This is a genomic window from Nonomuraea dietziae, assembly GCF_014195505.1.
Taxonomy (GTDB): domain Bacteria; phylum Actinomycetota; class Actinomycetes; order Streptosporangiales; family Streptosporangiaceae; genus Nonomuraea; species Nonomuraea roseola.
Map to the genome: position 1 here is coordinate 620114 of NZ_JACIBV010000001.1, position 23442 is coordinate 643555.

Below are 23442 nucleotides of genomic sequence, written 5' to 3' on the forward strand. Positions count from 1 at the left end.
TTCCAGTGTCACCCGCGGCGCAGCGTGGCCGCGATGACCTCCGAGCTGTCGGCGTGCAGGGCCTGCGCCGCCGTCTGCCCGGTCGCCGCCAGGTAGGTGTCGACCAGCCGGTTGCCCGCGGCGTAACCGGCACCCATCGGCAATCCCACCGGGGTGACACCGAGGTGCTCGGCGCCGGGGTCGCCGTGCACCCAGGCAGTGAAGTTCTGCATGCCTGTCACGTCGAGCCCGGTGAGCACCTTGGCGAAGATCTCGTCATCGTGCAGGTGCGGCACACCGATGCGGGCGGGGCCGAGCTCGTCGCCGTAGAGCTGGCGGGCGAAGGCGTCGGCCAGGCCCTCGCCGACGATGTGATCGCCGACCGTGACGGTCATCGGGTCCCACACCACCCCGCCCGGGCTCCACCGCAGGTTGTGGTGCAGTTCGTGCACGGCGGTGGCCTCCAGCCGCTCCACGTTCTCGGGGAAGGGCCAGAACGTGATCACGATCTGGCCGGAGATGCCGCCGAACCCGGTCACTCCCAGGCAGGGACCCATGAAGTGCTTGTCAGCCGGATCGCCGAGGACGAACAGCACGGTGATGTCCGGAGCCTCCAGCCCCGGCGTCGCCTCCAGAAGTACGGCGAGAGCGTCGTCGAGCGCGCGTTGCATCCGCTCCCAGGCCCCGGCCGCCGCCAGAGTTTCGAGCGCGTCGAGGCAACGCTCCTCGTCGCGGTCGATGGGGAACCCGGACGTTTGGAGGTGTATGGCCACCAGGTCGGCCTCGCCGGGGTAGTAGCGGTACATGTCCCGGATGGGCTCCAGCATCGAACGCAGCAGGTCAACGCGGTCCGCTACCGGGGCCAGCAGGATCCGTCTCATGGCGGAGTAGGTGTCAAGAACAGTGATCGACATGCCTGCGATGCTAGAAGTTGACGCAGCGTCAAGGTCAAACCAGCGGCGACCCGCCGTCACCCAGCCCCGTCATGGGCCGGCCGTTCGCCGCTGACGGACTCACGCGCGCCCCGGCCTGTGCTCGCCGTCTCGCCAGGTGAATGGAGGTGATCGTGCAGATCGCGAGCCTGTCAGCTGCCGCTCGTCGAGCCGCGGGTGGACGGCGTGGTCGGCCTGCCGGCTGATTGCCAGCCGCGGGTGAGGATGTCGAAGATTGTTTCGACGGCGGCGCGGCGGTCTTGGTGGCCTCGCGCGAGGGCAGGGATTTCGAGGACGTATCGGGCGAGGACTGTACAGGCGAGGTCGTCGTGGTCGACGTCGAGCTCGTCGGCGATGGCCGCGGCGAGGGCGTCGGTGTGCCGGGTCCACATGCGTTCGGCGTAGGCGTGCAGCTCCGGCGTGGAGTCCACCAGCTGGGTGAACCCGGCCCGCTGCGGGTGCGTCTCGATCGGCAGCCAGGTATCCAGGACGTGTCGGCGGAGGGCGTCGGGGATGCTCTGGCCGGCGGGCCGCTGCCGAACCGCGGCGACCAGCTCCGCTTCCCGGTCCTCGTCCTGGTCGAAGACGAGGGCTTCCTTGCCGGTGAAGTGCTTGAACACCGTGGTGGTCGACACATCGGCAGCTTCGGCGATGTCGCGGATGCTCACCTGGTCGTAGCCGTGCTCCAGGAAGAGATCCAGGGCGGCGTCGGCGATCGCTTGACGGGTGGCCGCCTTCTTGCGTTCACGGCGGCTGACGGGTGGCACGGTCATGGGTTGAGCATATCCGCTAGTGGCCTCATATAAATAGTGGCATCAGTTGTTTAGTTGACTCATTGCACTTTTATGCCTAGCGTGCTGGATGGGAGCCACGAGACCCGAGGATCCAGGCGTTTCGCCCTGCACCCCTTCGTTCGCCGTGGCCCTGTCATCGCGGACCTGTCTGCGAGGCGCCGGGCCGGAAGACCCGGCTCAGGCGCCCCGAGGCCCCGGGTCCCGCTCTCCATCGACCGAAAGGAACCAGCCGTGACGTCTTCCGCGCCCGACCGTGCCCGCATCAGCATCATCGGCGCCGGGCCCGGCGGCCTGACCTGCGCACGAATCCTGCAGCGGCGCGGTCTGGCGGTCACCGTCCATGACCGCGACAGCGGCCCGAACGCCCGTGACCAGGGTGGCACCCTGGACCTGCACGCCGACAGCGGTCAGAGAGCACTGCGCGAAGCCGACCTGCTGGAAGAGTTCTTCGCCCTGGCCCGCCCTGAGGGGCAGGAGATGCGCCAGATGAACCCCGCTGGCGAGATCCTGTTCCATCACGTCCCCGAGGACGGCGAGCTGTTCAAGCCGGAAATCAACCGCGGTGACCTGCGGGACCTGCTGCTGGGCTCGTTGCAGCCGGGAACCGTGCAGTGGGGCCGCGCCCTCGCCTCGATCAGCGGCCCCGCCGACGGGCCGCGCCTGCTGCACTTCGCCGACGGCACGTATCTCGAGACCGACTTGGTCATCGGCGCGGACGGCGCCTTCTCCCGGGTCCGTCCGGCCGTCTCGCCCGCCGTCCCGCAGTACACCGGGGTGAGCTTCCTTGAGATGTGGTTCTCCGACGTCCAGACCCGGCACCCCGAGATCGCCGAGCTGGTCGGCCAGGGCGGCGCCGCCGCGGCCGACGGTGACCGCGGCATGTTCGCCCAACGCAACAGCAGCGACCACATCCGCGTCTACCTCATCCGGCGCGTCCCGGTCGATTGGATCAAGCGAAGCGGCCTGACCATCGACGACACCGACGCCATCCGCGCCCTGCTCCTTGAGGAGTACGCGAGCTGGTCGCCGCGCCTGCGCCAGCTGATCAGCGGCAACGACGGCCTCCACGTCGACCGCCCGATCTTCGCCCTCCCCGTCCCGCACACCTGGGCGCACAACCCGACCGTCACCCTGCTCGGCGACGCAGCCCACCTCATGCCCCCGCTCGGCGTCGGCGTCAACCTCGCCATGCTCGACGCCAGCGAGCTCGCCGTCACCTTGGCGAATTCTGCCACCGTCGCCGACGCTGTCCGCGCCTACGAAAGCACCATGCTGCCCCGCGCGACCGAGATGGCCAAGCTCCTGGAGGGCGGCACCGAGCAGCTGCTGTCCGACGAACTGCCCGACTTCGCCCAGGACAGCACGCAGCCGTGAACATGACCGACATCTCCCTTCGGCGAGATGCCGTCCCGCACCTCGGGCGCGGACGAAGGGCGGCGGCCATGACGGAAAAGAAGCGCCACACCACCGTCACCACCCAGGAACCGGCCGTGCAGGAGCAGGGCCCGGCCGGCGCCGCCCGCTCCCTGCGCGCCGCACTGCCCGGCCAGAACGCCTCAGCCACGCCGAACAGCAGCTCCTCACGGAATGGCTGGACCGCCTGTCCGCATAGCCGCCCCTACGGACAGGGAGTGCGAGAGCTGACCGTGCAACGGTTGGCGGACGCCCCTCAGCCCCACCCCCGTCTGCCATCGAGGCGCTCAACGTGCGGCTTGCGCGGTGACGCGCTCGATGGCCTGGACGGCGACATCGGGCTGATCGACGTAGATGTAGTGCTCGCTGTTGGTGGCCGTGCTCAGGGTGCTGTCGCTGGACAGCGCGAGCCACCTGCGCTGGCCTGCGGCCCACGCCTTCTCCAGGCGCGGCCCGTACTGGGGCAGGGCCCGGAGGTACGGCTTGCCGTGCGTGATGACCTCGACCGGGATGTTCCCCGCGGAGCGGACCTTGCCATCGGGGATGACGAGCTTCTCCGGATTCTGTCCCTGAAAGATCGCGAGGTTCTGCGCGCGCAACTCGGCCGCCGGGCCCTTGGCGGACTCGGGGATCGCCTTCGTGATGTCGTCCAGCATCGTGGGCGGCGTGGCGTCCATCAGGACCAGCCCCTTGACCCGGTCCTGGTGGTCAGGGGCGTACCTCGCGGCGATCAGCCCGCCCAGCGAGTGCCCGGCCAGGACGACCGGGCGGTCACCGGACACGCGGTCGAGAACCCCGGTCAGGATCTTCCCCGCGCTGGAGAAGTCCTGTGGGCCGTCCGGCTGGTCGCTCGCGCCCGCGCCGAGCCGGTCGTAGGAGCAGACCCGGTTCTGCTCGCTCAGCGTCTTCTGGACGGCGGCCAGCTTGTCCAGCCCATCGCCCCCTCCGTGCATCAGCACGATGACCGGCTTGCCTTTCGCCGGGTCGCCGGAACAGGACACGTTCACCGAACGGCCCGAGACCTCGATCTTCTCGGTCCCGGAGATGGGGGCGGCGTCGGCTGACCGCGTGGCGGAGGCGAAGGGGTCCCAGTTCTCCACCGCGTCGCCATCGCATCCGGCGGCCCCCGCGCCGACCACGGTGCAGCACAGCGCGGCCACGACGGATGTCTTGATCTTGCGGAGCATGAGGTCCTCCAGTGGGGGAGTCGACGCCGGGTGATGCACACGGCGGTGTGGCGGGAAAGCGGACGGAGCGCCGTGGCTGCGTCGTAACGCTACGGATCGCGCGCTCCGAGATCGTCCCCGCACGGTGGACATGCGCTTGTCCCCCGTGCGAGCTACCGGCGAATGTCCACGGTGTGGGGACGATCCCGGAGCGCCGGCTCCCTAGCGTTTGTCGGCGTACCCGCGCGCACCGGCCGCGGGAGGTCGCAAGGGAGTCGTCATGCGTCTGTTGAAGCAGCTCGTGCCCGTCGCGGCGGTCGCCGCCGTCGGCGGCGCGGGCGTGCAGGCAGTGGGGGGAAATCCGTACCTCACCCTGGTCCTCGGCGTCGCGACGGCCGTGCTCGCAGTGTTCGTGTACGCCCGCGTGGTGCGCTGGTCCGAGCGCCGCGCGCCGGTGGAGGTGGCGGCGCAAGGCGCCGTCCGCGCGATCGCACGAGGGGCGCTGATCGGTGTCGCGCTGTTCGCGGCCGTCATCGTGAACATCGCTCTCGTGGGCGGCTACCGCATCGACGGCCTGGGCTCGCCAGCGGGCGCGGTGGGGCTGCTCGGCTTCATGGCCGCCGCCGCGGTGACGGAGGAACTGCTGTTTCGCGGCATCCTGTTCAGGATCGTCGAGGAACGCGCGGGGACGTGGACGGCGCTGGCGCTGACAGGTCTGCTGTTCGGCCTGGCGCACCTGTTCAACCCGCACGCCGACCTGTGGGGCGCGATCGCCATCGCGATCGAGGCGGGCGGCATGCTCGCCGCCGCCTACGCCGCCACTCGCACCCTGTGGGTGCCGATCGGTGTGCACTTCGGCTGGAACTTCGCGGCGGCCGGCATCTTCGGCACCGAGGTTTCGGGCAACGGCGCGACGCAGGGGCTGCTCCATGGCGTGACGTCGGGCCCTGCCCTGCTCACGGGCGGCACGTTCGGGCCGGAGGCGAGCCCGTACGCGGTGGTGTTCGGCCTGCTGCTGACGGTCGGGTTCATGTGGCTGGCCCGCCGGCGCGGCAACGTGGTTCCGCTTCGGCGCGGCGCGACCGCTACGCTCGCCCGATGATCGATCTACGGCGGCTCACGGACCTGTGGCGGCGGTGCGACGTCGTGGTCCGGGATCTTCCGTTCGGGCTGCTGATGGCTGTCGCATCGCTCCTGCCGGCGCTCCACGGCAAGGGGACGCAGGTCGGCGATCTGCCGGCTCGTCCCTTCGACGCGCTGGCGTTCGTGGTGATCGCCCTGGAGTGCCTTCCGCTCGCCGTGCGCCGGCGGTGGCCGGCCGTCTGTCTCGTCCTGGTGTCGCTCGGCTTCGCCCTTGACCAGCTCCTCGCCTACCACGTGTTGGCGAGCAACGCGCTGCCCATCGCGCTCATCAGCGCGGGCGCCCATCTGGAGCGCCACCGGCGCGTCACCGTACTCCTCCTCTCCATGGCGTACGTGCCGCTGGCGGTCGCGCTCGGCCGGCTCGGCGCGACCGAGAGGCCGGAAGGGTACGTGGTGTTCTACCTGGCGCTGGCCCTCGCGTGGGGCATCGGCGTCTGGCTGCGCTCCACCCGGGCCGCCGAGGCCGAGCGCCGCCGCCACGTCGCCGAGGTCACCCGCGCCGCCGAGCGGACCCGCATCGCCCGCGAGCTTCACGACGTCGTGACCCACCACGTGACGGCCATGGTCGTGCAGGCCGAGGCCGCACGCTACCTGACCGCCGCGCCCGACCGCCTCGACGCGACCCTGAGCGCCGTCACCGACACCGGCCGGCGGGCCATCGCCGACCTGCGGCACATGCTCGACCTCCTCAGGGCCGATCACGACACCGACGTCAGCATGCCGACTGCCGGTGAGCTCCACACGCTCGTGGAGCAGACCCGCCGGGCCGGGCAGCCGGTGGAGTTCACCGAGGAGGGCAGCCCGGCCGAATCGGCGGGCAGCGCCGAGTTCGTGACCTATAGGGTCGTCCAGGAGGCCCTGACGAACGCCCTCAAATACGCCCACGGCAGCCCCACCGTGGTCCGCGTGCGCTACGGCGAGAAGGAGATCAGCGTGGCGGTCGGCACCGACGGCTCCGGCTCCCTGGCCGCCTCTCCCGGCGGGAGCGGACGCGGCCTGGCAGGGCTCCGCGAGCGGGTCGAAGCGCTCGGCGGCGAGTTCCGGGCCGACCGGCAGGCGGGCGGCGGCTTCCTCGTGCGGGCCCGCATCCCTGCGGGGAGCCCGTCGTGACCGCGCCGATCCGGGTCCTGGTCTGCGACGACCAGGCGCTGATCCGCACCGGCTTCGCGACGATCATCGACGCGCAGCCCGACCTGGAGGTGGTGGGCGAGTGCGGCGACGGCCGCGCCGCGGTCGACCTCGCCCGGCGCCTGAGCCCCGACATCGTGGTGATGGACGTGCGGATGCCGGTGCTCGACGGCATCGAGGCGACCCGCCTGCTGGCCGGCGCCGGGGTGGAGCATCCGGTCAAGGTGCTCGTGGTGACCACGTTCAACCTGGACGAGTACGTCTACGAGGCGCTGCGCGCGGGGGCCGGCGGCTTCCTGCTCAAGGACGCTCCACCGGCGCAGCTCCTGCACGGCATCCGCACCGTCGCGACCGGCGCTGCGCTGCTGGCCCCCGAGGTGACCCGGCAGCTCGTCGGCAGGTACGCGTCCCGGATCCGCCCCACCGAGGGCACCGCGGACGACAGCGCGCTGACACCGCGCGAGCTGGAAGTGCTGCGCCTGATCGCCGACGGCCAGTCCAACAGCGAGATCGCCGCCACCCTGGTGATCAGCCACGAGACCGTCAAGACGTACGTGTCGCGTATCCTCACCAAGCTCGGCCTGCGCGACCGCGTGCAGGCGGTGGTCTACGCCTACCGCAGGGGCCTGGTCACCTGAGACGCCCCTCCGTGGCCCTCTCGACCGTCAGCACTCGGCCGTCGGCTCGGCTGCGTCATGTGCGCGCGAGGAGCGGGCCGAGACGACGTTGAGCAGGTTGACGAGCCGATCGAGCTGTTCCGGGTCCAGGCGTCCGGTCGCGGGCGCCAGGGCGCGCCGGATGTCGTCCCCCACGCGTTCGGCGAGTTCGAGCCCGGCTGGGGTGATGAACACCTCGACGACCCGCCCGTCCTCGGGGTTCTTGCCGCGTGTCAGCAACCCCCGGCGCTGGGCGCGGTCGATGAGGCCGGACATCGTGGACTTGTCCAGGCCGAGGTAGGCGGCCAGTTCGGTGATGCGGGCGCGGCGGTCGCGGAGGATGCCGAGCACCCGTAGCTGGGTGAGCGACAAATCGTGCTCGCCGCCGATGCGGGTCAGCACGCCTGCCACCTCGAAGGTGGTCCTGACGAGGGCGTCCACGACATCGTCAGTGGCGGTCATGCGGTCATGCTAGTCCGGCGTGGTTGGCAGCACCAACCATGCACGAGCGAGGAAGGCCGGCACCGCCGCCGCGGAGAGCGCCCGATCCCGCGCCAGGTGATCGACCGCGCCGCATCCGTTGACATGGTTTGCATTACCAACCATTATGAAGGTAGTTGGTAAAACAAACCATTTCTGGGAGGCCACCATGCACGCTGCCGTCATCTCGGCAGCCGACGCCCCGCCGGTCTATCGCGACCACCCCTACCCCGCGCCACGCCACGGCGACGAGATGGTCGTTGAGGTCCTGGCGGCCGGCCTGCACCATCTGACCAGGGCCAAGGCGAACGGCTCGCACTACTCCAGCAGCGGCGGCTATCCGCTCGTCCCCGGCGTCGACGGCGTGGTGCGCGACCAGGAGGGCAACCTTCGCTACGTGGCCCTGGACGACACCCCTCTGGGGACGTTCGCCGACCGCACCCTCATCGACCCTCACCGCAGCGTGATCCTGCCCGACGGCATCGACCCCGTGAAGATCGCCGCCGCGATGAACCCGGCCATGTCGTCCTGGGTCGCGCTGCGCCGGCGCGTCGACTTCCACGCCGGTCAGCGCGTCCTCGTCCTCGGCGCCACCGGCAACGCCGGACGGATGGCGGTCCAGATCGCCAAGCTGTTCGGCGCCGGCCAGGTCATCGCCGTCGGCCGCGACACCACCCGCCTGAAGGCGCTGAGCGCGCTCGGCGCCGACGAGACGATCACTTTCGACCAGATCGGCCACGCCGCCGACGTCGACGTGGTCATCGATTACGTGTGGGGTGAACCCGCCGCCGACGCCATGATGGCGATGCTCACCGCTCGCTCCGACCGCACCGCCCCGCTGGCCTGGATCCAGATCGGATCCCTCGCCGGCCAGACCGCGCCGGTCCCCTCCGTGGCACTGCGCTCGGCCCGCCTGCAGATCGTCGGCAGCGGCATCGGCTCGGTCCCCGCCCGGGACTTCCTCGCCGAGCTGCCGGAGCTGGCCTCAGCGGTGGCCGCGGGCGCGATCGACGTACGGGCCCGGACCGTGCCCCTCGCCCAGGTCGCGCAGGCGTGGACCGCCGAGACCGACGACCGCATCGTTGTCGTCCCCCAGCCGTCACCTTCGAGGAGAAAGCCATGACTTCACCGAGCAGCAGGAGACGGGCCCTGGTCGTCGGCCTCGGCGCCAGCGGCATCGCCACGGCGATCGGCCTTCGGCGCATCGGCTGGGATCCCGTCATCGTGGAGAGAGCGCCGGGCCGCCGATCGGGTGGCTACTTTGTCGTGTTGTTCGGCGCCGGCCAGGCCGCCGCGCGACGACTCGGCATCCTCGACGCCATCCCCGACCGATCGCCGCCCGGCGGCATCACCTACACGGTGGACCGCGCCGGCGTCCGCAAACCCGGCCTGGGGTTCGGGGACCTGCCGGTTGCGCCCCGCATGATGCTGCGCGGCGACGTGGAACGCGCCGCCTTCGCCGCGCTCCCACACGACGTGGAGATCCGCTACGCGACGACCCCCACCCGCATCGAGCAGGACGCCTCTGGCGTCGAGGTGACGCTCGAACGCGACGGTGAATCCGTGACCGAGCGATTCGACCTCGTCGTGGGCGCCGATGGGCTGCGGTCCACGGTCCGGCGCCTCGTCTTCGGCCCGCACGACAGATATCTGCATCGGCTCGGCTACATGATCGCGGCGACGACGCTGCCTGGCCCGGTCGGCGGGCTCTCGCCGCACGAGGGGGCGGGTCTCCTCGAGCCCGGCCGGGCCATGTGGGTCTTCCCGTTCGCCGACCACCCGCCCACCGTGCTCTTCTCGTACCGTACCGACGACGTCGACGCCGAGTTCACCGGCCGGCCCGTCGAGCGGGTCCGTGCCGCGTATGGGCCTCAGCCCACGGGCCGGCTGCTCGGCGAGGCGCTTGACGCGCTCGACGCCGCCGACGAGTTCTTGTTCGACTCGGTGGAGCAGCCCCGCATGGACGCCTGGTCGCGCGGCCGGGTGGTGCTGGTCGGCGGCTCCGCGTGGTGTCCCAGTCTGTACGCCGCCATGGGGGTCTCCGCCGGACTCGCCGGAGCCGACCTGCTCGGCAGCATGCTGGACCGTCACCCCGGCGACATCCGCGGCGCTCTGCGCGCCTGGGAGGCACAGCTCCGCCCGCACATGTCGTATTACCAGGCCAACGGCGTCGAACAGCGATATTTTGTCACTCCCGGTAACCAACGGCAGATCGCCCTCCGGCCGATCATGGCGCGCAGCCTCCGGCTCCCAGTGATCGGCAACGCCTTGCGCTCCTTGCGAAGCGGCAGCAAGTCCATCCGGCAAAGGGAACTGGACATCGCCCACGCCGGCTGACAAGTGCCCGTTCCGGTGACGCCCGCCCGGACAGCGTTCGCGAGTTCGCGCTCGTAGCCATGGGTAGCACCGAAAGCGGATCATCGCCTGCGGCTGGGACCCCACCGGTCGGCGGCCCTGCCTCGGACCCCTGGCCACCAGCGCATGGATTCTTCGCTCGCCCTGACGCTCAACCGCCGCCCGGCCATCCAGGAGGATCCGGCGGCGGAGGTGGAGGCTCTGGGGGCCCCGTTCCGTCCTCGGCCATGCCATGAACGCTATGAAGAGGTGGTGGAACGATCGAGAGCACGATCGCGTGCCCAGAGGTAACGGAATCCCACCACCTGTGTCAGAGCATCGGCCTGCCGAGATGACGAACCTGATCGGCTCGTAGGGGTCCCGGCAGTAATCGAACCCTGTAATGGGGCCGGGGGACACCGCCTACATCAGGCGGGTAGACCGCAAGCTGATCGACTCGACATGAACTGCTGACGTCTACCACCCGTGATCCGCCCCGGGGCCAAGCGGCGGGTCTCCGGGCTGGGGGTAGACGCGTGCTCTGACGCGGCGGGGCCACGTCACCGGGGTTGAGCCAGGCCGGTGTTGACCTCGATGCGATCCCGTGGGGTCGGGTCGGTCCCGTTTGGCGTCCGTGGCTGTCCGTCCCTGGCCAGCGCGTGGCCCAACTTCGGACGAGTGCGTCCGAGCCTCTGTTGGACACCCGATCGCAGTGGCTTTGCTGAGCCTAACGCCCGGTCGGCAACGACCCAGGGCGGGAAGGCCGCCACCTGATCCCCTGCATGAGGCAGGCAGACAGGACGGCCGGCGAACCTGAACAGGAGCTCACGTCATGTCAGTCAAAACCAAGAAGCTGTCCCAGGTCACCCTGCTGAGCACCCTTGCGGCCATCAGCGCCACGCTGCTCACCACAGGCCCGGCGACCGCCAACGCGGCGGGCACCGTCCACGAGCGCAGTCACGTGGCTGCCGCCTGCGGCCTTTACCGGGACGGCGACGCGGCCCAGTACAAGAACTGCTCCGGCGCCGGCGAGAACATCTTCGTGACCTACCTGCTGGGCGGGAACACCTATTTTTGTGTGCCAGCGGGAGAGACGAGGTACGTCGGCAGGTGGAGCAACGTGTTCAGGGTGTACAACCGGGGCGGCTGTTGACACCATCCGCCACTGCCGCGCCCTCGGAAGCGTGCTGGGCACCCTGTTCACCGCCATGACCACCGGCGTCCTCGAGTCCCGGGCGAGTCGATCCGCACCGCTCTCCTGGCCCGCCATCAAGGTCTGACGGCCACATGAGCCCGCGTCGCGTGCGGACCTGATGGGGCGGCCCTCACCCCGGAACCGGCCGGCACGCGGGGAGAAGGGTGTCGACGTCTGTCGTCACGAACAGATCGTCGACACCCTTTCTCTGTTCCCGCAGCCGAACGACTGAGAACTCAGGCACCCAGGCGTCCGGTATGTGTCCCGCCATGCTCCCGATCACACACCGCCGCAGCGGGCTCAGTGACGTCGACCGGGCCCGCACGCTCGCGCATCCCTCAGAGCACGCCGACCACCAGGACGTCCCCCTCGACGGAGACGCGAAGGTGGCTCAGGTCCGGCACGTGCGCGACGGTGAGGTCCCGACGGTCCTCGAGGGCGGGGCCGACGCCCACGCAGTCCATGCCGGCGGCCCCCGCGGCCCTGGCGCCGGCCTCGGCGTCCTCCACGACCAGGCAGTGCCGCGTGCCGCGGCCGAGCAGCTGCGCGGCCCACTGGTAGCCGGTCGGGTCGGGCTTGCCCACCGGCACGTCCTCCGCGCCGAGCAGAAGCGTGGGCGCGGGGAGCTCCGCCGCGCGCAGGCGCGCGGCGGCGACCGCGCGCGTGCCCGAGGTCACCACGGCCCACAGCGTGGACGGCAGCGCGGCCAGCAGCTCAGCGGCGCCGGGCAGCCCTCGCAGCCCCGCCGTGTCGCGTTCCTCCGTGGCCACGATGCGTGCGGTCTCGGCCTCGGCGTCCAGGTGCGGCGCCAGCAACCGGATCAGGTCGATGTCGCGACGACCGTGCGACAGCGCCACCGCCTCGTCGCCGTCCAGGCCGTGCTCGGCCGCCCATTCCCGCAGGATGCGCTCGATCACGCCCAGCGAGTCGACCAGCACGCCGTCCAGATCGAACAACATCGCTTCGTACTTCCCTGACCACTTCATGCCTGTCACACTATTGTGGACGTCAATATCAGTATCTTGGCATGGGGGCGAGATCGTGGACATCGTCGAAGAGGTCGGCCAGACCCTCGCCGCCAACCTGCGCGCCGCCCGCGGACTGCGTGGCTGGCGGCTGGACGACCTGGCCGCGGCCAGCGGAGTGAGCCGCGGGATGATCCACCAGATCGAGACCGCTCGCACGCACCCCAGCGTGGCGACCCTGGCCCGGCTGTGCCACGCCCTGAAGATCCCGATCAGCGAGCTGGTGGAGACGCCCACGCAACTCGGCTCGCTCGCCCGTCGCGCCGACGCCCTCGTCTCCCGGCACGGTCGCAGCACCACCGCGCTCCTGGTCGGCGACGGCCGCCACGAGCTGTGGGAGCACACACTCCACCCCGGCGACGCGATCCACGACACCGGACACCCGGCCGGCACCAAGGAGCTCATCCACGTCACCGAGGGCGTCCTCCAGGTCGACATCGGCGGCGCCACCTTCGTCGTCCCGGCCCTCGACGCCCTCTCCCTGCGTGGCGACCGGCCGCACACCTATCGCGCCGCCGAGGACCGGACGACGCGCTGCACCGTCGTGGTGATCTACATCGGCGCACACGACGGCCGCTATCCCAGAACAGCGCAGTGACGCCTTCCGGGTGCGGGCGGACGTCTCAGCGGCGGGCGAAGAGCGGCTCCCACGAGCCGGGTTTCTGGCTGTTCTGCCGGAACCCGGTGAGCGGCACCGCCTGCCTGCCGTCGACGCTCACCAGCAGCAGGCGGTTGCGGAACTCGCTGACCTCGCAACCGGCCGAGCCCTTGAGCTCGCACGCCCACGTGATCAGGTGGTCGTCACCGGACCAGGCGATGGCCTGCTCGATCCAGTGCCCCGCGACGGGCTTGAGCGGAGTGATCGCGCCGGAGGAGGTGTCCCGTACCGCCGCGATCGCGCTCCTGTCAGGGCTGTGGATGGCCGAGAAACGGCCAGTGGGCGAGAGTCCGGCCTCCTGGCCGGTGTCGGCCGGGTCCGGCGGGGCCGCGTGCGGTCTGCCCTCCAGGTCGTAGAACCGCCTGGGGGGCGGCGAGGACTCGCTGCCGGTGTCCCAGTCCCAGATCAGGGTTCCGTCGTCGCTCCAGTGCAGGTCCACGCTCCGGCCCCAGGCGTCGCCGCCGGCCGGGAGCGGGCGGAAGAACGCTTGACCGGCGGCCACGTCCACGACGGAGAAGCCGGTGCGCGTGACGGGGACGATCTCTCTCGACGAGCCGTCCTCGTCGAACACGCCTTGCTCGTTGGGGTTGGCGGCGTAGCTGACGAGCAGCAGCTTCCGGCCGTCGGGGGACCACTTGAGCTGGGAGGCGGGCTGCTCGAGGTCGATCCACCGCACCTGGCCTTCCGGCCCCAGCAGGCCGACCCGGCGGGCCTGGGCCTCCTCCAGCACCGCGACGTGTCCGCCGGCCGCCACGTCGACGGCGGCCCACGGGGTCTTCTCGTAGGTCGCCGAGTCGGGGTTGTAGAGGTACCAGGTCTGCTTGAGGATCTGCCGGGTGTCCGAGATCTTCTCGTTGTCCCAGGTGTAGTAGGCGTACATGGCCGTCTTCTCGGTCGCCACCAGCTTGGTGGGCGGCGTGGCGTCCGGGTCGGCCGACACCTCCGGAGGTCCCGTCAGGGAGATCGCGGGATCGTCGGCGGGCTTCCCCTCCGCGAGGATGACACCGGCCTCGCCACCGCTTGGCTGCACCAGGGCCGGCACGGTGAGAGCGGTCGCCACGACGGTCGCGGTGGCCCCTGCCATCACCGCGAACGCCCTGACCCGGCTACGCCTGCGCCTGCGGAGCGCCCGATCGGCGAGCCCCTGCGGCACCGTGGCCTCCTCGGCCCACCGGCCGAGGGTGTCCTTCACGACATCGTCGATCTTCACGCCATCGCCTCCCCAATGATCTTGTACGGCTCGGCCAGCTCTGGCGCCAGGACCCGGAGCCTGGCCAGCGAACGATGGGTGGTGCTGCGCACAGTGCCCACGGAGCAGCCCAGAACCGCCGCGACCTCGGCCTCCGGCAGATCCTCGAAGTAGCGCAGGACCAGCACCGCCCGCTGCCTGGGCGCCAGCTTGGCCAGCGCGCGCCGGACGACGATGCCCACCTCGACGGCGTGCGTCGCGTCCTGGACGGCCCACTCAGGCGGCTCGGCGACCGTGGTCTCCCGGCGGAACGCCCCCCGGCGCCACCAGGAGATCTGCTGGCGGTACATCACCTGACGCACGTACGCCTCGGGCGCGTCCACGGCGTGCCACCTGGCGACCGTTTTGGCCAGGGCCGTCTGGAGCAGGTCCTCCGCCGCGTGCTGGTCACCGCCGGCCAGCAGGAACGCCAGGCGCATCAACGCGGGGGAGCGCGCCGAAACGAAGTCGCGGAAACGTCGCTCTTCTGCGGCGTCCACGATCACCTCCACAGTTCGGTTGTCGCCCTTGAGACGCTCCCGGAGGGATGACGCTATGCCTCGGCCCCGGCTTTTCCCCGGATCGTCGCCACCGCGGCCCTCGCGGCGACGGGATGCGCGTCAATCGCGGTCGGTGGCGTTGACATCGCAGCCGGAGCTTCCCCGTCCGGGAGGTGGGCTACGGGCCGCCGAAACCGGCGTCGGGCGGCCGATCTCGATGCTTCCGTCGCTCTCCCGATCGAGCTCGACGCAGCCGAGGACGTACCCGAGGAGGGCCACGGCCAGCCCGTCGAGGGGGAGCAGGTGCGTCGTCAGGTCTGGGCGGGTCCGGATTGCTGCCGGCGGTACCTGGCGAGCATCTGGCTGCCGACGTCGACATAGCTGGTGAACAGTCCAATCACCTCGTGGAGTCGCTCCTGTGCCGGACCTGGATTCACCAGGGCCTCGCCCTCGCGCAGGGCGGCTATCAGGGTTCTGGCCCGCACCTGGCTGGCCTCCAGCAGCGACTCGATTCCTCCAGTGGCTTCGACCAGGAGCCGCCGGCTGCCGGGCTGTGGGATCACCTTGGCCAGTCCCCAGGAATCCAGTTGCCGCACCGCGGTGCTCACCGCCCCCTTGCTCAGGGCGAGCTCGGCAGCGATCGTGTCGAGAGAGAGCGGCTGCTCACTGAGGAGCAGCAGCCCGTAGGTGCGCCCTGTCGCGTGCGGCAGGTTCCACGAGGCCAGCAGGTCACCCACCGAGGTGATGAACGTCTGCCGCCCGTCCGCGCTCATCGCTGTGCCTGGTTCGGGGCCGGGATCGTGCGCAGGAACGCGTCGATCGCCTCATTGACCGCCTGAGGGTCGTCCTGGTTGGCGATATGGCCTGCGCCGGGGATGACGACCTCCTCGATGCCTTCGGTCTCGGCCCATCGGGGCATGGCCGAGGCGATGTTGCCGGTGCGGTCCTGCGCGCCGCGTATCAGGCACAGCGGCACTGGGGTGCGATAGCCGGGGTCAGGGGAGAGGAACGCGACGGTTGCCCGCCACACCTGGACGAACTCCTGCTTCGACAACTGGCCGAAGGCCCGTCGGGCATCGGCCTGCGCGTGCGGGGTGATCGCGGAGGCTTTGGCCATCAGCCGCGGAAGGTCCTTGGCCGGCATCGTCGACAGCATCGGCGCGGCCGCCTTCACCAGCAGGCGTTCCTTCCAGGACAACGGTGCCGCGTTGGGCGTCGCGCCGATGACGATCAGGGCGCGGGCGAGGTCGGGATGCCGCTGGACGACGGCTTGGCTGAGGTTGCCACCGAGGGACTGTCCCACGAGCACCGGCCGGTCCAGCGCCAGGTGCTCGATGAGCGCGCGCAGGTCCGCGATCGCCTGCTCGGCGGTGAACCGGACACCGGCCGAGCGCGAGAGGCCGTGGCCGCGCATGTCCCAGGTGACGACGCGATACCCCCGGGCCTGCAGGTAGTCCCGTTGGTCGTCGAACATCACGTGGTCGGCCCCGGCCCCGTGGGAGAACACCAGCGGAAGGCCGCCGCTGCCGCTGTCGGCGTAGCGCAGGTCGCAGCCGCGGACAGAAAGCACGGACGGTAGATTCACCATGTTCTAAATATAGTGAACATCTGGTAAGTGGATGCTCTATCCCCACGGAGTAGCGACGGTCACCTCCGTGAACAGCGTGTCCACTGCTTCCAGGAGGATCAGGCATCCTGCTATCCAGACGATCCAGCTCACCACGGTGCGGGATCCGGAGGAGAGCTTGTTCTGCCACCTTTCGAACCGTGCACGCAGCCGTTCGCCCAGGGCGGCCCAGGCGACAAGGAGCAGGATGCCTGGGATCACCATGATGGTCACGTACCCGCCGAGGAGCGGCGACCATTGGACGGCAGGCAGGTCGGCCGAGGTCATGATGCCGATCGCGCCGAAGTACGGCACGGCGGTGGCGAACTCGAACAGCCAGGTCCCCAGCCCTAACAGCAGCATGGATCGCATGGTGAAGGACCGGGCCCGGATGGACGCCCGTTCGGGGTTCTTGTCGGGGATGAAGCAGCTCCCCACGATGAGCGCGGCGCCGAGGACGGCCTGACCCCAGGCCCACACGGTGTCATCGACAAGTGGCGCGACAGCGCCCAGGCCGAGCATGAGCAGGACGCCCAAGGCGAAGTACGCGATCGCGACCGATCCGAGGTAGACGCCGAGCAGCGCGCCCACGCGGTGGGGCCTGGTCAGCAGGAGATAGAGCGTTATCCCGATCACGGTGGGGCTGAGCGTGTCGAGCAGGGCCAGTCCGAGCACCGCCCCGATCGTCTCGATCGACAAGACTGTCTCCCTCCGGGGAACCGGCGAATCGTAATAACACGTCCGTGTCAGTTAAAATAGCACAGGCGTGTTAGCATGTGGAGGTGCCAAGACTCGTTGATCATGACCGGCGACGGGCCGAGCTTGGCGAGGCCGCCATCCGGGTGATCCTGCGCGAAGGCCTTGCCGGGGTGACCGTCCGTGGAGTCGCCGCCGAAGCCGGCTGGTCCACCGGGTCCCTGCGGCATTACTTCCGCAATCAGCACGAACTGCAGGCCTACGTCGTCCAGGCCACCACCGACACCCTCCGTCGGCGGGTCCTCCCACGCGTCCAGCGGCCCCGAACCGCGAGTTCGGTGGTCGAAGGGATCGCAACGATCGTGGAGGAGATGCTGCCGCTCGATGCCGAACGGCGCGAGGAGTACGCGCTGTGGTCAGCGGTCGTGGCATGGGAACGTCAACACCCTCCGGAGGGAGGCTCTGTGACGTGGAACGACCAACGGGCGGTGTACCGGCAGTGCGTCGCCGCCCTACGCGCCTACGAGCCGGTCCGCGAACCGAGCCAGGCCACGCTTCCCCACCCTGATGCCCAGGTCGAGCTCTGGGCGGCGCTCCTGCACACGTTCGTCGACGGACTCGCCGCCCAGATCATGAACACACCCGGCGAAGTGTCCGCCGACACCGCCGCACAACTGCTGCGTTCACTGCTGCAAGCCGTACCTCCTGCGCGGCCAGATCAGGGTGCGCACCGACCGCGAGCGGAAAGCGCAACGCGGGCCCACTGACGGGCGCCGCGAGATCGGCGAGCATCTCGGCTTCTCGGGGGTGCGCGGTTGCCGATGCCGACAAGCTGACCGACGGGCTGGCCGGGCACCTCGCGCACGCCGAACGGGTTCCCTAGCGGCGATGAGGGCTTCCTACGGTTCGGCTCTCGATCTACGCTGCGGTCAACGATCTTGCTCTCCTGTCGAAGATCTTCCACGAAGGGGTCATGGATGACCAGGTCGCCCGTGCACGGTACTCCGACTTCTCCCCTCACCTATCCCTTCGACCTCGGCGAGGACGGCGTGAACCGGCCGGGCCTCCATCTCCACCCGACGTATCACGCGGTCCGCGAGAGCGGCACCGGGGTGGCGGAGGTCATCCGCCCCAACGGCACTCGCGCCAAACTCGTCACGCGCTATGACGACGTGGTGCACCTCCTGCGCGACCAGGCCACCTTCTCCCGGCAGGCCGCGCTCACTGACGACGAAGTCGACGTCGAGGGCACCATCCTCGGCTTGGACGGGGCCGAGCACACCGAGGTGCGCAGCGTGGTCACCGACCACTTCACCCCGAAAGCCGTGGAAAAGATCCGCGAGCAGATCGAGCGGCGCGCAGCCGACCACCTGGCATCCATGCTCGCCCAGGAGCAGCCCGTGGACATGATCGAGGCATTCGCGCTGCCGTTCGCGCTCGACACGATCAGTGACATGCTCGGCCTGCCTCAGCAGGACCGCAGGCAGTTCCGGCAGTGGGGGGAGGCGTTCCTGGCGACCAGCACCCTCAGCCGAGCCGAAGCCGACGCAGCCCAGATGGCGATGGTCGGCTACCTCGCAGGACTGATCGAACAACGGCGGGCCGAGCCCGCTGACGACCTGCTCTCCACGATCGCCACACGCGGAGCACACCTGCCGCCCGACAGAGTGATCAAACTCCCCCTCGCGCTGCTGGTCGGCGGCTGGGAGACCACCGCGAGCAGCATCGGCACCTTCACTGAGGTGCTGCTCACCCATCCGTACGGCGGGCATGACAGCGCTTATGGCTACCTTGCCGATCGCCCCGAGGAGGTCGAGCTCGCGGTCACCGAGCTGGAACGGATGTACTCCACCGCGGCAGCGGACGCCATGCCGCGCCGGGTGATGCGCGATGTGGTGCTGCCCGGCGGCGCTTCACTCCGCGCCGGGGAGCTGGTCATCCCCTCGCATGACGCCGCCAACTATGACCCTCGGGTCTTCAGCGATCCGCAGCAGATGAACCTCGCGCGCACGCCCAACCGGCGCCTTTCCTTCGGGTTCGGAGCCCACCACTGCATCGGCCGGCATCTCGGCCATCTGGAGGTGGTGACGGCGATCAGGCTGCTGACCCGAGAGCTGCCGACGCTGCGTCTGGCCGGGGAAGCCGTCCGCAAAGAAGGGATCATCATCAGCGGCCTGCAGAGCCTGCCCGTGGCATGGAGCTGACCTGACCGCTGGGACCGCCAGGAGCTCCATCCCGATCGATGAACGAGGACCGGCCAGGCCCGCCGGAGGACCGGGCCGATCTGAGCGTCAGTCGGTCGGTGAGGTGCCGCAGAGCGCGTTGTCGATCAGGCGGGCAGTGGCTTGGCCCTGCTCTCGTGTGCCGGGGTAGGTGGTGCGTGAGACGATCACGCTGGTGCGGCCGTCCTGGGTCACAGCGTTGTCGGTGATGAACCCGGGTGTGCCGCCGGGGTGCGACCAGGCCGTGACCCCGCAGCTCAGTTGCTGCTTGGCCATGCCCAGGCCGAACTCCCTGCCGGGTGCGCCGGTGGGAACCGTGGTCGTCATCTTCTTCAGCTGTCGCTGCGGCAGCAGCTTCCCTCCCAGCAGCGCCCGCCAGAACCTGCTCAGATCGCCGGTGGTGGTGACGGCCTCGCCCGCCGCACCGGCCCAGCCGAGACTGAGCACGGTGGCGCGGAACGGGCGGGAGGTCTTGGCGTCCTCGGTGTAGCTCTGTGCGTGCGGCTTGGGCAGGAGCGGGGAGTCGCCAGGCAACGTCGTGTTCCGCAGCCTCAGCGGCGTGATGATCCGGCGCTTCACCTCCTTGCGCCAGGAGTTCTCGGTGGCCCGCTCGATGACCAGCCCGGCCAAGAGGTAGTTGATGTTGGAATAGCTCCAGCGGGAGCCGGGGGAGAAGAGCGGACGGTGGCCGGCGCTGAGCGCCACCAGCCGCCGCGGGTTCATGCGCAGGAACCGGTAGGTGCGGTAGCCCCGCTCGGTGCGCATCTTCTTCTCGATGTCGCCCACGGAGTCATACAGGCCGCTGGTGTGCTGGAGCAGGTGTCTGATGGTGATCGCGCGCCCGTCGTTGCCGTTGCCGCGCACCAGCCCGGGAAGCCATCGTTCGACGCTGTCGTCAAGGGACAGGCGGCCCTCCGCCTCCAACTGCAGGATCACAGCGGCGACGAAGGTCTTGGTGTTGCTGCCCATCCGGAAGTGCCCGTCGAGCGGGATCGGCACCTTGCGGCCCCGCACCGCCGTACCGCTCGCCGCGGCCAGGTCACCGCCGGGTGAGACCACCCGCGCCTGCACTCCCAGCGTGCCGGCGTCGCGGATCGCGTTCAGATCCGCCTGCAGGGCCGTCCGATCGTATCCGGGCGACGATGCGTGAGAGGGACCCACCGCCAACGCACCGACGGACGCGGCCACGGCCGCTGACGCCACGACCGCATGAAAACGACGCCGGCCCACACTCTTCATCAACACTCTTTGCCTCCCGGCAGATTCGATGCTGCCCACCCATGAATGTCTGGTGGGGTATCCGGTCAGGGCGCGGATCACGATGTCCTCCGGCGGACGGACACGAACGTCTGCCGGAGGCTCCCGCCCGATATCCAGTCCATCACCGCGAGAGGTGGCGAACCTCCTGGCAACGGATGATCCGGATCGGGGCCCTGGATCCTTCCCCTCGGCCCACGACCAGGACCCAGGTCCTGGTCCTGGCCCCGGACCGGATACGGCTCCGCTGTTGTCGCAGCCGGCGCCGCCACCCGGTGGTGCGCTCGCCGCCGTCCTGGAAGGTCTGGTGAACGAGACGCCCAGGTCTTCGGGGGGTGGCACCGGAACACGGAGGAGTGGTACGCCCTGGCTCGCAGCCCCTCAGACCTCAACGCATGACGTGCAGCGATTCTGGCGCAGAGGCCGCCGCTGTTTCACCCGACCTGATGGCGCCCTCGATGTAGCCGTACCAGCCGGTTGCCGTCTCGGCCCCAGCCCAGTGGATGCGGCCCACCGGCGAGCGGAGCGCGTTGGCCGCGTGCCCCGGACCACGATCCGCCTCCCGGCCGCGGGGCGCTCGTGACGGGATCAATCCTCGTGGACTCGATGAAGACCCCCTTCCGCGATGAGAGTGACCTGCTGGTCAGGACGGAACAGAACCTGGCCGAGCATGCCTGCCATCTGCACCGGCAGGTCGAAGGCGCGACCGTCGTGGAGACCGACGACCTTCTGGTCGCCGACAGGGGTCTCGCCGACGACACGTTCAACATCGTCGCGGCGGCCCGCTTCACCTGCGACACCGCCCAGGAACGGACGCTGGCCGCCACCGGCCGTCCCTTCTCCTGGTGGGTGGGCCCCGCCTCCCCGCCCGGTGACCTGGCCGCCCGCCTTTCGGCGGCCGGTCTGCCGGCCGCCGAACATGAGACTGCCATGTGGGCCGATCCGCAGAACCTCATGCCCCGGCCATCCGCGGACGGGCTGGATATCCGCCCGGTGACCATGCCCGAACAGCTCTCCGACTACGCCACGGTTCTCGCCGCCAACTGGGACCCGCCCGCCGGAACCGTGCGCCGCTTCTTCGACCGGGCCGCTCCCCAGGCGCTGGCCGCCGACTCCCCGGCCCGCTATCTGGTTGGCTACGTGGAGAACCGCCCGGTCTGCTCGGTCGAGGTCTTCCTCCACGCGCACGTGGCCGGGATCTACAGCATCTGCACCCTGGCCACCCACCGCCGACGCGGCTATGGAGGCGCCATCACGCTCGCCGCCCTGCACACCGCCCGCCACCCCCGCATCGCGGTCCTCCAGGCATCCACGGACGGCGAGCCCGTCTACCGCCGTCTGGGCTTCCGCTCCTGCGGACAGTTCACCGAATACGCCGTCACCGCTGTGAACCACCGCCGTTGACCACTTCCGCAACAGGCTCTGGGCCCCCAGTGCCGACGCGACGACGTCGTTATGGCGACGAAGTTCGGCCTGGTCTCCCACTACGGCGGCGGTCCCGGAGTGACCGACAGCAGCGCCGGCAACGTGAAGGCCGCGGTCGAAGGCTCGCTCAAGCGGCTCGGCACCGACCACATCGACCTCTACTACCAGCACCGCGTCGACCCGAACACGCCTATGGAGGAGACCATCGGCGCGCTGGCCGAGCTGGTCGCCGAAGGCAAGGTACGCCACATCGGACTCTCGGAGGCCGGCCCTGAGACCATCCGCCGGGCACACACCGTGCATCCGCTGGCCGCGCTCCAGACGGAATACTTTCTCTGGACCCGCGACGTCGAGGCCGAGAGAGCGCCATGACGGGGAGAACATGGCCAGCATCGACCGGTGACCGTCGGCGCCGCGTGTTCGGCGTCGATGGCGTGGGGGAGTGGGGTCTATCCGTCACCGGCGGCTGGTCGCGTATCCCTCCAGCAGGTCTGCCAGTTCCTTCGGGCGGCTGAGCGCGACGCAGTGCGCAGCCGCGATCTCGTCCGGGACGATGTGGAGACGCTCAGGTACCAGCCGGCGGAAGAAGGCGGGCGGGAAGAAGCGATCCTGGTCGCACAGCACGAAATGCGTCGGCACGTCTGGCCATGCCTCGAGTGGCCACGGCGCGTTCATGGCGGCCTCGGACGGGTGCGCGCGCTCCTTGCTCAGCGCCTGCTCGGCCAGTTCGCGCGGCACGTCGTGGTAGAAGCTGACGTACGGGTCTTCGTTGCCGGTCGCGCCGCCGTCACGGGCGGCCTGCTCCCGTACGGCTTCGCGGTAGCCGGTGTTGGCCCACCAGTCCCGGGGAGCCTCCCCAGGGGTAGGGATCATCCCGGCGACCAGGACCAGGACATCGGCCCGGAGCCGGTCGGCGACCAGGGGCGCGGTGAATCCGCCGAACGACTGGGCCACGACGGCAAGATCCTTGCGGCCGCCGACGGCGTCGACCACGGCGTCGGCGTAGTCGGTCAGGGTCGCCGAGTCGTCGTCGCCAGGAAGGTCGGGGGCGACGGTGTCGTGCCCGCGGGTGCGCAGCTCGGCTTCCACCAGATGCCAGTACCAGCCGACATCACCTGCGCCATGGATCAGAACGAACGTACTCATGGATGGCGTTCCTTGGTCTCGTAGGGGCCGTCGTGCAGGACGCCCTGCACCCGGTCCGGGGTGGTCTCCGGCGGGAAGTCGGGCATCCACCACGTGGTGCCGGCCTTCGATGTACGGCTCGGGCTCGGCGCCAGGTGGAAGGGCTTCGACGATGTCGTACGGCGTGGTCGCGGGGTCCCGCGGATCGGTGAGCGTCGCGACGACCTCGGCCAGTTGGTCGAGGTGTTCGAGGTCGATGGGGAAGAACCCGTCGTGACGGGCGGCCCGGCGCAGCGGCCGGACCCGGCCGGATGTCCGGCGAGGCCTCCTCCGAGGGTGAGGCGGGGCCTGTCGAGCGTGACGGTCTCCCGCGCAAGCTTGGCCCGTCGGCGGCGGGCAACGGGCGTGACCACGGACCGATGCGCGGACGTTCGGTGGCGGACGCGACCACGGTCAGCGTGATCCAGGGATCGGCGACCT

25 protein-coding genes are annotated in these 23442 nt (G+C 70.0%); 12 read left to right on the forward strand and 13 right to left on the reverse strand.

Annotated elements, in window-relative coordinates:
• Window positions 1-8: 8 nt before the first annotated feature.
• Both FHR33_RS03145 and FHR33_RS03150 read right to left on the reverse strand, forming a co-directional pair.
• Window positions 9-893, reverse strand: a complete 885-nt coding sequence (locus FHR33_RS03145) for a DUF2268 domain-containing putative Zn-dependent protease (RefSeq protein ID WP_183643238.1) — start codon at window positions 891-893, stop codon at window positions 9-11.
• 170 nt (window positions 894-1063) lie between these two features.
• A complete protein-coding gene (locus tag FHR33_RS03150; RefSeq protein ID WP_183643241.1) occupies window positions 1064-1684 on the reverse strand; it encodes a TetR/AcrR family transcriptional regulator in 621 nt (206 codons plus the stop codon).
• A gap of 252 nt (window positions 1685-1936) precedes the next feature.
• Here FHR33_RS03150 and FHR33_RS03155 point away from each other — a divergent pair, with 252 nt between their 5' ends.
• Window positions 1937-3079, forward strand: coding sequence for an FAD-dependent oxidoreductase (locus FHR33_RS03155; protein WP_312895338.1), 1143 nt, complete (start codon window positions 1937-1939; stop codon window positions 3077-3079).
• A gap of 326 nt (window positions 3080-3405) precedes the next feature.
• Here FHR33_RS03155 and FHR33_RS03160 read toward each other — a convergent pair whose 3' ends face one another.
• Window positions 3406-4305 (reverse strand): alpha/beta fold hydrolase, encoded by a 900-nt coding sequence (locus FHR33_RS03160; protein ID WP_183643246.1) that lies wholly within the window; start codon window positions 4303-4305, stop codon window positions 3406-3408.
• Window positions 4306-4564: 259 nt separating this feature from the next.
• On the opposite strand from FHR33_RS03160, the gene FHR33_RS03165 reads away from it, so the two are divergent.
• From FHR33_RS03165 to FHR33_RS03175, 3 genes are read left to right on the forward strand one after another with little or no spacing between them, the layout of a single operon-like run.
• Window positions 4565-5386: a CPBP family intramembrane glutamic endopeptidase gene (locus tag FHR33_RS03165; RefSeq protein WP_183643248.1), complete on the forward strand. Its 822-nt coding sequence runs from the start codon at window positions 4565-4567 to the stop codon at window positions 5384-5386.
• Window positions 5383-6537, forward strand: a complete 1155-nt coding sequence (locus FHR33_RS03170; protein ID WP_183643252.1) for a histidine kinase — start codon at window positions 5383-5385, stop codon at window positions 6535-6537. The genes FHR33_RS03165 and FHR33_RS03170 overlap by 4 nt, the downstream gene beginning before the upstream one ends.
• Complete coding sequence (locus FHR33_RS03175; protein WP_183643255.1) at window positions 6534-7193, forward strand: response regulator; 660 nt, start codon at window positions 6534-6536, stop codon at window positions 7191-7193. The genes FHR33_RS03170 and FHR33_RS03175 overlap by 4 nt, the downstream gene beginning before the upstream one ends.
• A 27-nt stretch (window positions 7194-7220) precedes the next feature.
• Here the strand turns inward: FHR33_RS03175 and FHR33_RS03180 are convergent, their stop codons facing one another.
• Window positions 7221-7673: a MarR family winged helix-turn-helix transcriptional regulator gene (locus FHR33_RS03180; RefSeq protein WP_183643257.1), complete on the reverse strand. Its 453-nt coding sequence runs from the start codon at window positions 7671-7673 to the stop codon at window positions 7221-7223.
• Between the two features lie 187 nt (window positions 7674-7860).
• Between FHR33_RS03180 and FHR33_RS03185 the strand changes: the two genes are divergently transcribed.
• The 3 genes from FHR33_RS03185 to FHR33_RS03195 all read left to right on the forward strand — a co-directional run bounded on the left by FHR33_RS03185 (window position 7861) and on the right by FHR33_RS03195 (window position 11178).
• On the forward strand, window positions 7861-8814 hold the full coding sequence (locus FHR33_RS03185) for a quinone oxidoreductase family protein (protein WP_183643260.1): 954 nt from the start codon (window positions 7861-7863) through the stop codon (window positions 8812-8814).
• On the forward strand, window positions 8811-10028 hold the full coding sequence (locus FHR33_RS03190; RefSeq protein ID WP_183643263.1) for an FAD-dependent monooxygenase: 1218 nt from the start codon (window positions 8811-8813) through the stop codon (window positions 10026-10028). The genes FHR33_RS03185 and FHR33_RS03190 overlap by 4 nt, the downstream gene beginning before the upstream one ends.
• An 829-nt stretch (window positions 10029-10857) precedes the next feature.
• The gene (locus tag FHR33_RS03195) at window positions 10858-11178 is read left to right on the forward strand and encodes a hypothetical protein (RefSeq protein ID WP_183643268.1); all 321 of its coding nucleotides are present in this window, start codon (window positions 10858-10860) and stop codon (window positions 11176-11178) included.
• Window positions 11179-11558: 380 nt separating this feature from the next.
• Here FHR33_RS03195 and FHR33_RS03200 read toward each other — a convergent pair whose 3' ends face one another.
• Window positions 11559-12206, reverse strand: a complete 648-nt coding sequence (locus FHR33_RS03200; protein WP_183643271.1) for an HAD-IA family hydrolase — start codon at window positions 12204-12206, stop codon at window positions 11559-11561.
• A 55-nt stretch (window positions 12207-12261) separates the two neighbouring features.
• Here FHR33_RS03200 and FHR33_RS03205 point away from each other — a divergent pair, with 55 nt between their 5' ends.
• Entirely contained in the window at window positions 12262-12843 is a 582-nt protein-coding gene (locus FHR33_RS03205) for a helix-turn-helix domain-containing protein (RefSeq protein ID WP_183643273.1), read from the forward strand.
• A gap of 25 nt (window positions 12844-12868) precedes the next feature.
• Here FHR33_RS03205 and FHR33_RS03210 read toward each other — a convergent pair whose 3' ends face one another.
• From FHR33_RS03210 to FHR33_RS03230, 5 genes are all read right to left on the reverse strand, one after another.
• Window positions 12869-14113, reverse strand: a complete 1245-nt coding sequence (locus FHR33_RS03210) for a hypothetical protein (protein ID WP_183643276.1) — start codon at window positions 14111-14113, stop codon at window positions 12869-12871.
• Window positions 14110-14631, reverse strand: coding sequence for a SigE family RNA polymerase sigma factor (locus FHR33_RS03215; RefSeq protein ID WP_183643279.1), 522 nt, complete (start codon window positions 14629-14631; stop codon window positions 14110-14112). The genes FHR33_RS03210 and FHR33_RS03215 overlap by 4 nt, the downstream gene beginning before the upstream one ends.
• Before the next feature lie 311 nt (window positions 14632-14942).
• The gene (locus FHR33_RS03220) at window positions 14943-15404 is read right to left on the reverse strand and encodes a GbsR/MarR family transcriptional regulator (protein WP_183643282.1); all 462 of its coding nucleotides are present in this window, start codon (window positions 15402-15404) and stop codon (window positions 14943-14945) included.
• Entirely contained in the window at window positions 15401-16219 is an 819-nt protein-coding gene (locus tag FHR33_RS03225) for an alpha/beta fold hydrolase (RefSeq protein ID WP_183643285.1), read from the reverse strand. Before FHR33_RS03225 ends, FHR33_RS03220 begins: the two co-directional genes overlap by 4 nt.
• Window positions 16220-16255: 36 nt before the next feature.
• Complete coding sequence (locus FHR33_RS03230; RefSeq protein ID WP_183643288.1) at window positions 16256-16936, reverse strand: GAP family protein; 681 nt, start codon at window positions 16934-16936, stop codon at window positions 16256-16258.
• A gap of 83 nt (window positions 16937-17019) precedes the next feature.
• Here FHR33_RS03230 and FHR33_RS03235 point away from each other — a divergent pair, with 83 nt between their 5' ends.
• Window positions 17020-17700 (forward strand): TetR/AcrR family transcriptional regulator, encoded by a 681-nt coding sequence (locus FHR33_RS03235; protein ID WP_183643291.1) that lies wholly within the window; start codon window positions 17020-17022, stop codon window positions 17698-17700.
• 210 nt (window positions 17701-17910) lie between these two features.
• The gene (locus FHR33_RS03240; RefSeq protein ID WP_183643294.1) at window positions 17911-19137 is read left to right on the forward strand and encodes a cytochrome P450; all 1227 of its coding nucleotides are present in this window, start codon (window positions 17911-17913) and stop codon (window positions 19135-19137) included.
• An 87-nt stretch (window positions 19138-19224) separates the two neighbouring features.
• Here FHR33_RS03240 and FHR33_RS03245 read toward each other — a convergent pair whose 3' ends face one another.
• Both FHR33_RS03245 and FHR33_RS03250 read right to left on the reverse strand, forming a co-directional pair.
• A complete protein-coding gene (locus tag FHR33_RS03245; RefSeq protein ID WP_312895339.1) occupies window positions 19225-20358 on the reverse strand; it encodes a serine hydrolase domain-containing protein in 1134 nt (377 codons plus the stop codon).
• 442 nt (window positions 20359-20800) lie between these two features.
• On the reverse strand, window positions 20801-21004 hold the full coding sequence (locus FHR33_RS03250) for an FAD-dependent oxidoreductase (RefSeq protein WP_221240903.1): 204 nt from the start codon (window positions 21002-21004) through the stop codon (window positions 20801-20803).
• Window positions 21005-21018: 14 nt separating this feature from the next.
• Here FHR33_RS03250 and FHR33_RS03255 point away from each other — a divergent pair, with 14 nt between their 5' ends.
• Both FHR33_RS03255 and FHR33_RS03260 read left to right on the forward strand, forming a co-directional pair.
• Entirely contained in the window at window positions 21019-21816 is a 798-nt protein-coding gene (locus FHR33_RS03255) for a GNAT family N-acetyltransferase (protein ID WP_183659849.1), read from the forward strand.
• 18 nt (window positions 21817-21834) lie between these two features.
• Window positions 21835-22209, forward strand: coding sequence for an aldo/keto reductase (locus FHR33_RS03260; RefSeq protein ID WP_281388279.1), 375 nt, complete (start codon window positions 21835-21837; stop codon window positions 22207-22209).
• A gap of 84 nt (window positions 22210-22293) precedes the next feature.
• On the opposite strand, the gene FHR33_RS03265 is transcribed toward FHR33_RS03260, so the two are convergent.
• Window positions 22294-22983, reverse strand: coding sequence for an alpha/beta fold hydrolase (locus FHR33_RS03265; RefSeq protein WP_183643300.1), 690 nt, complete (start codon window positions 22981-22983; stop codon window positions 22294-22296).
• Window positions 22984-23442: the final 459 nt, after the last annotated feature.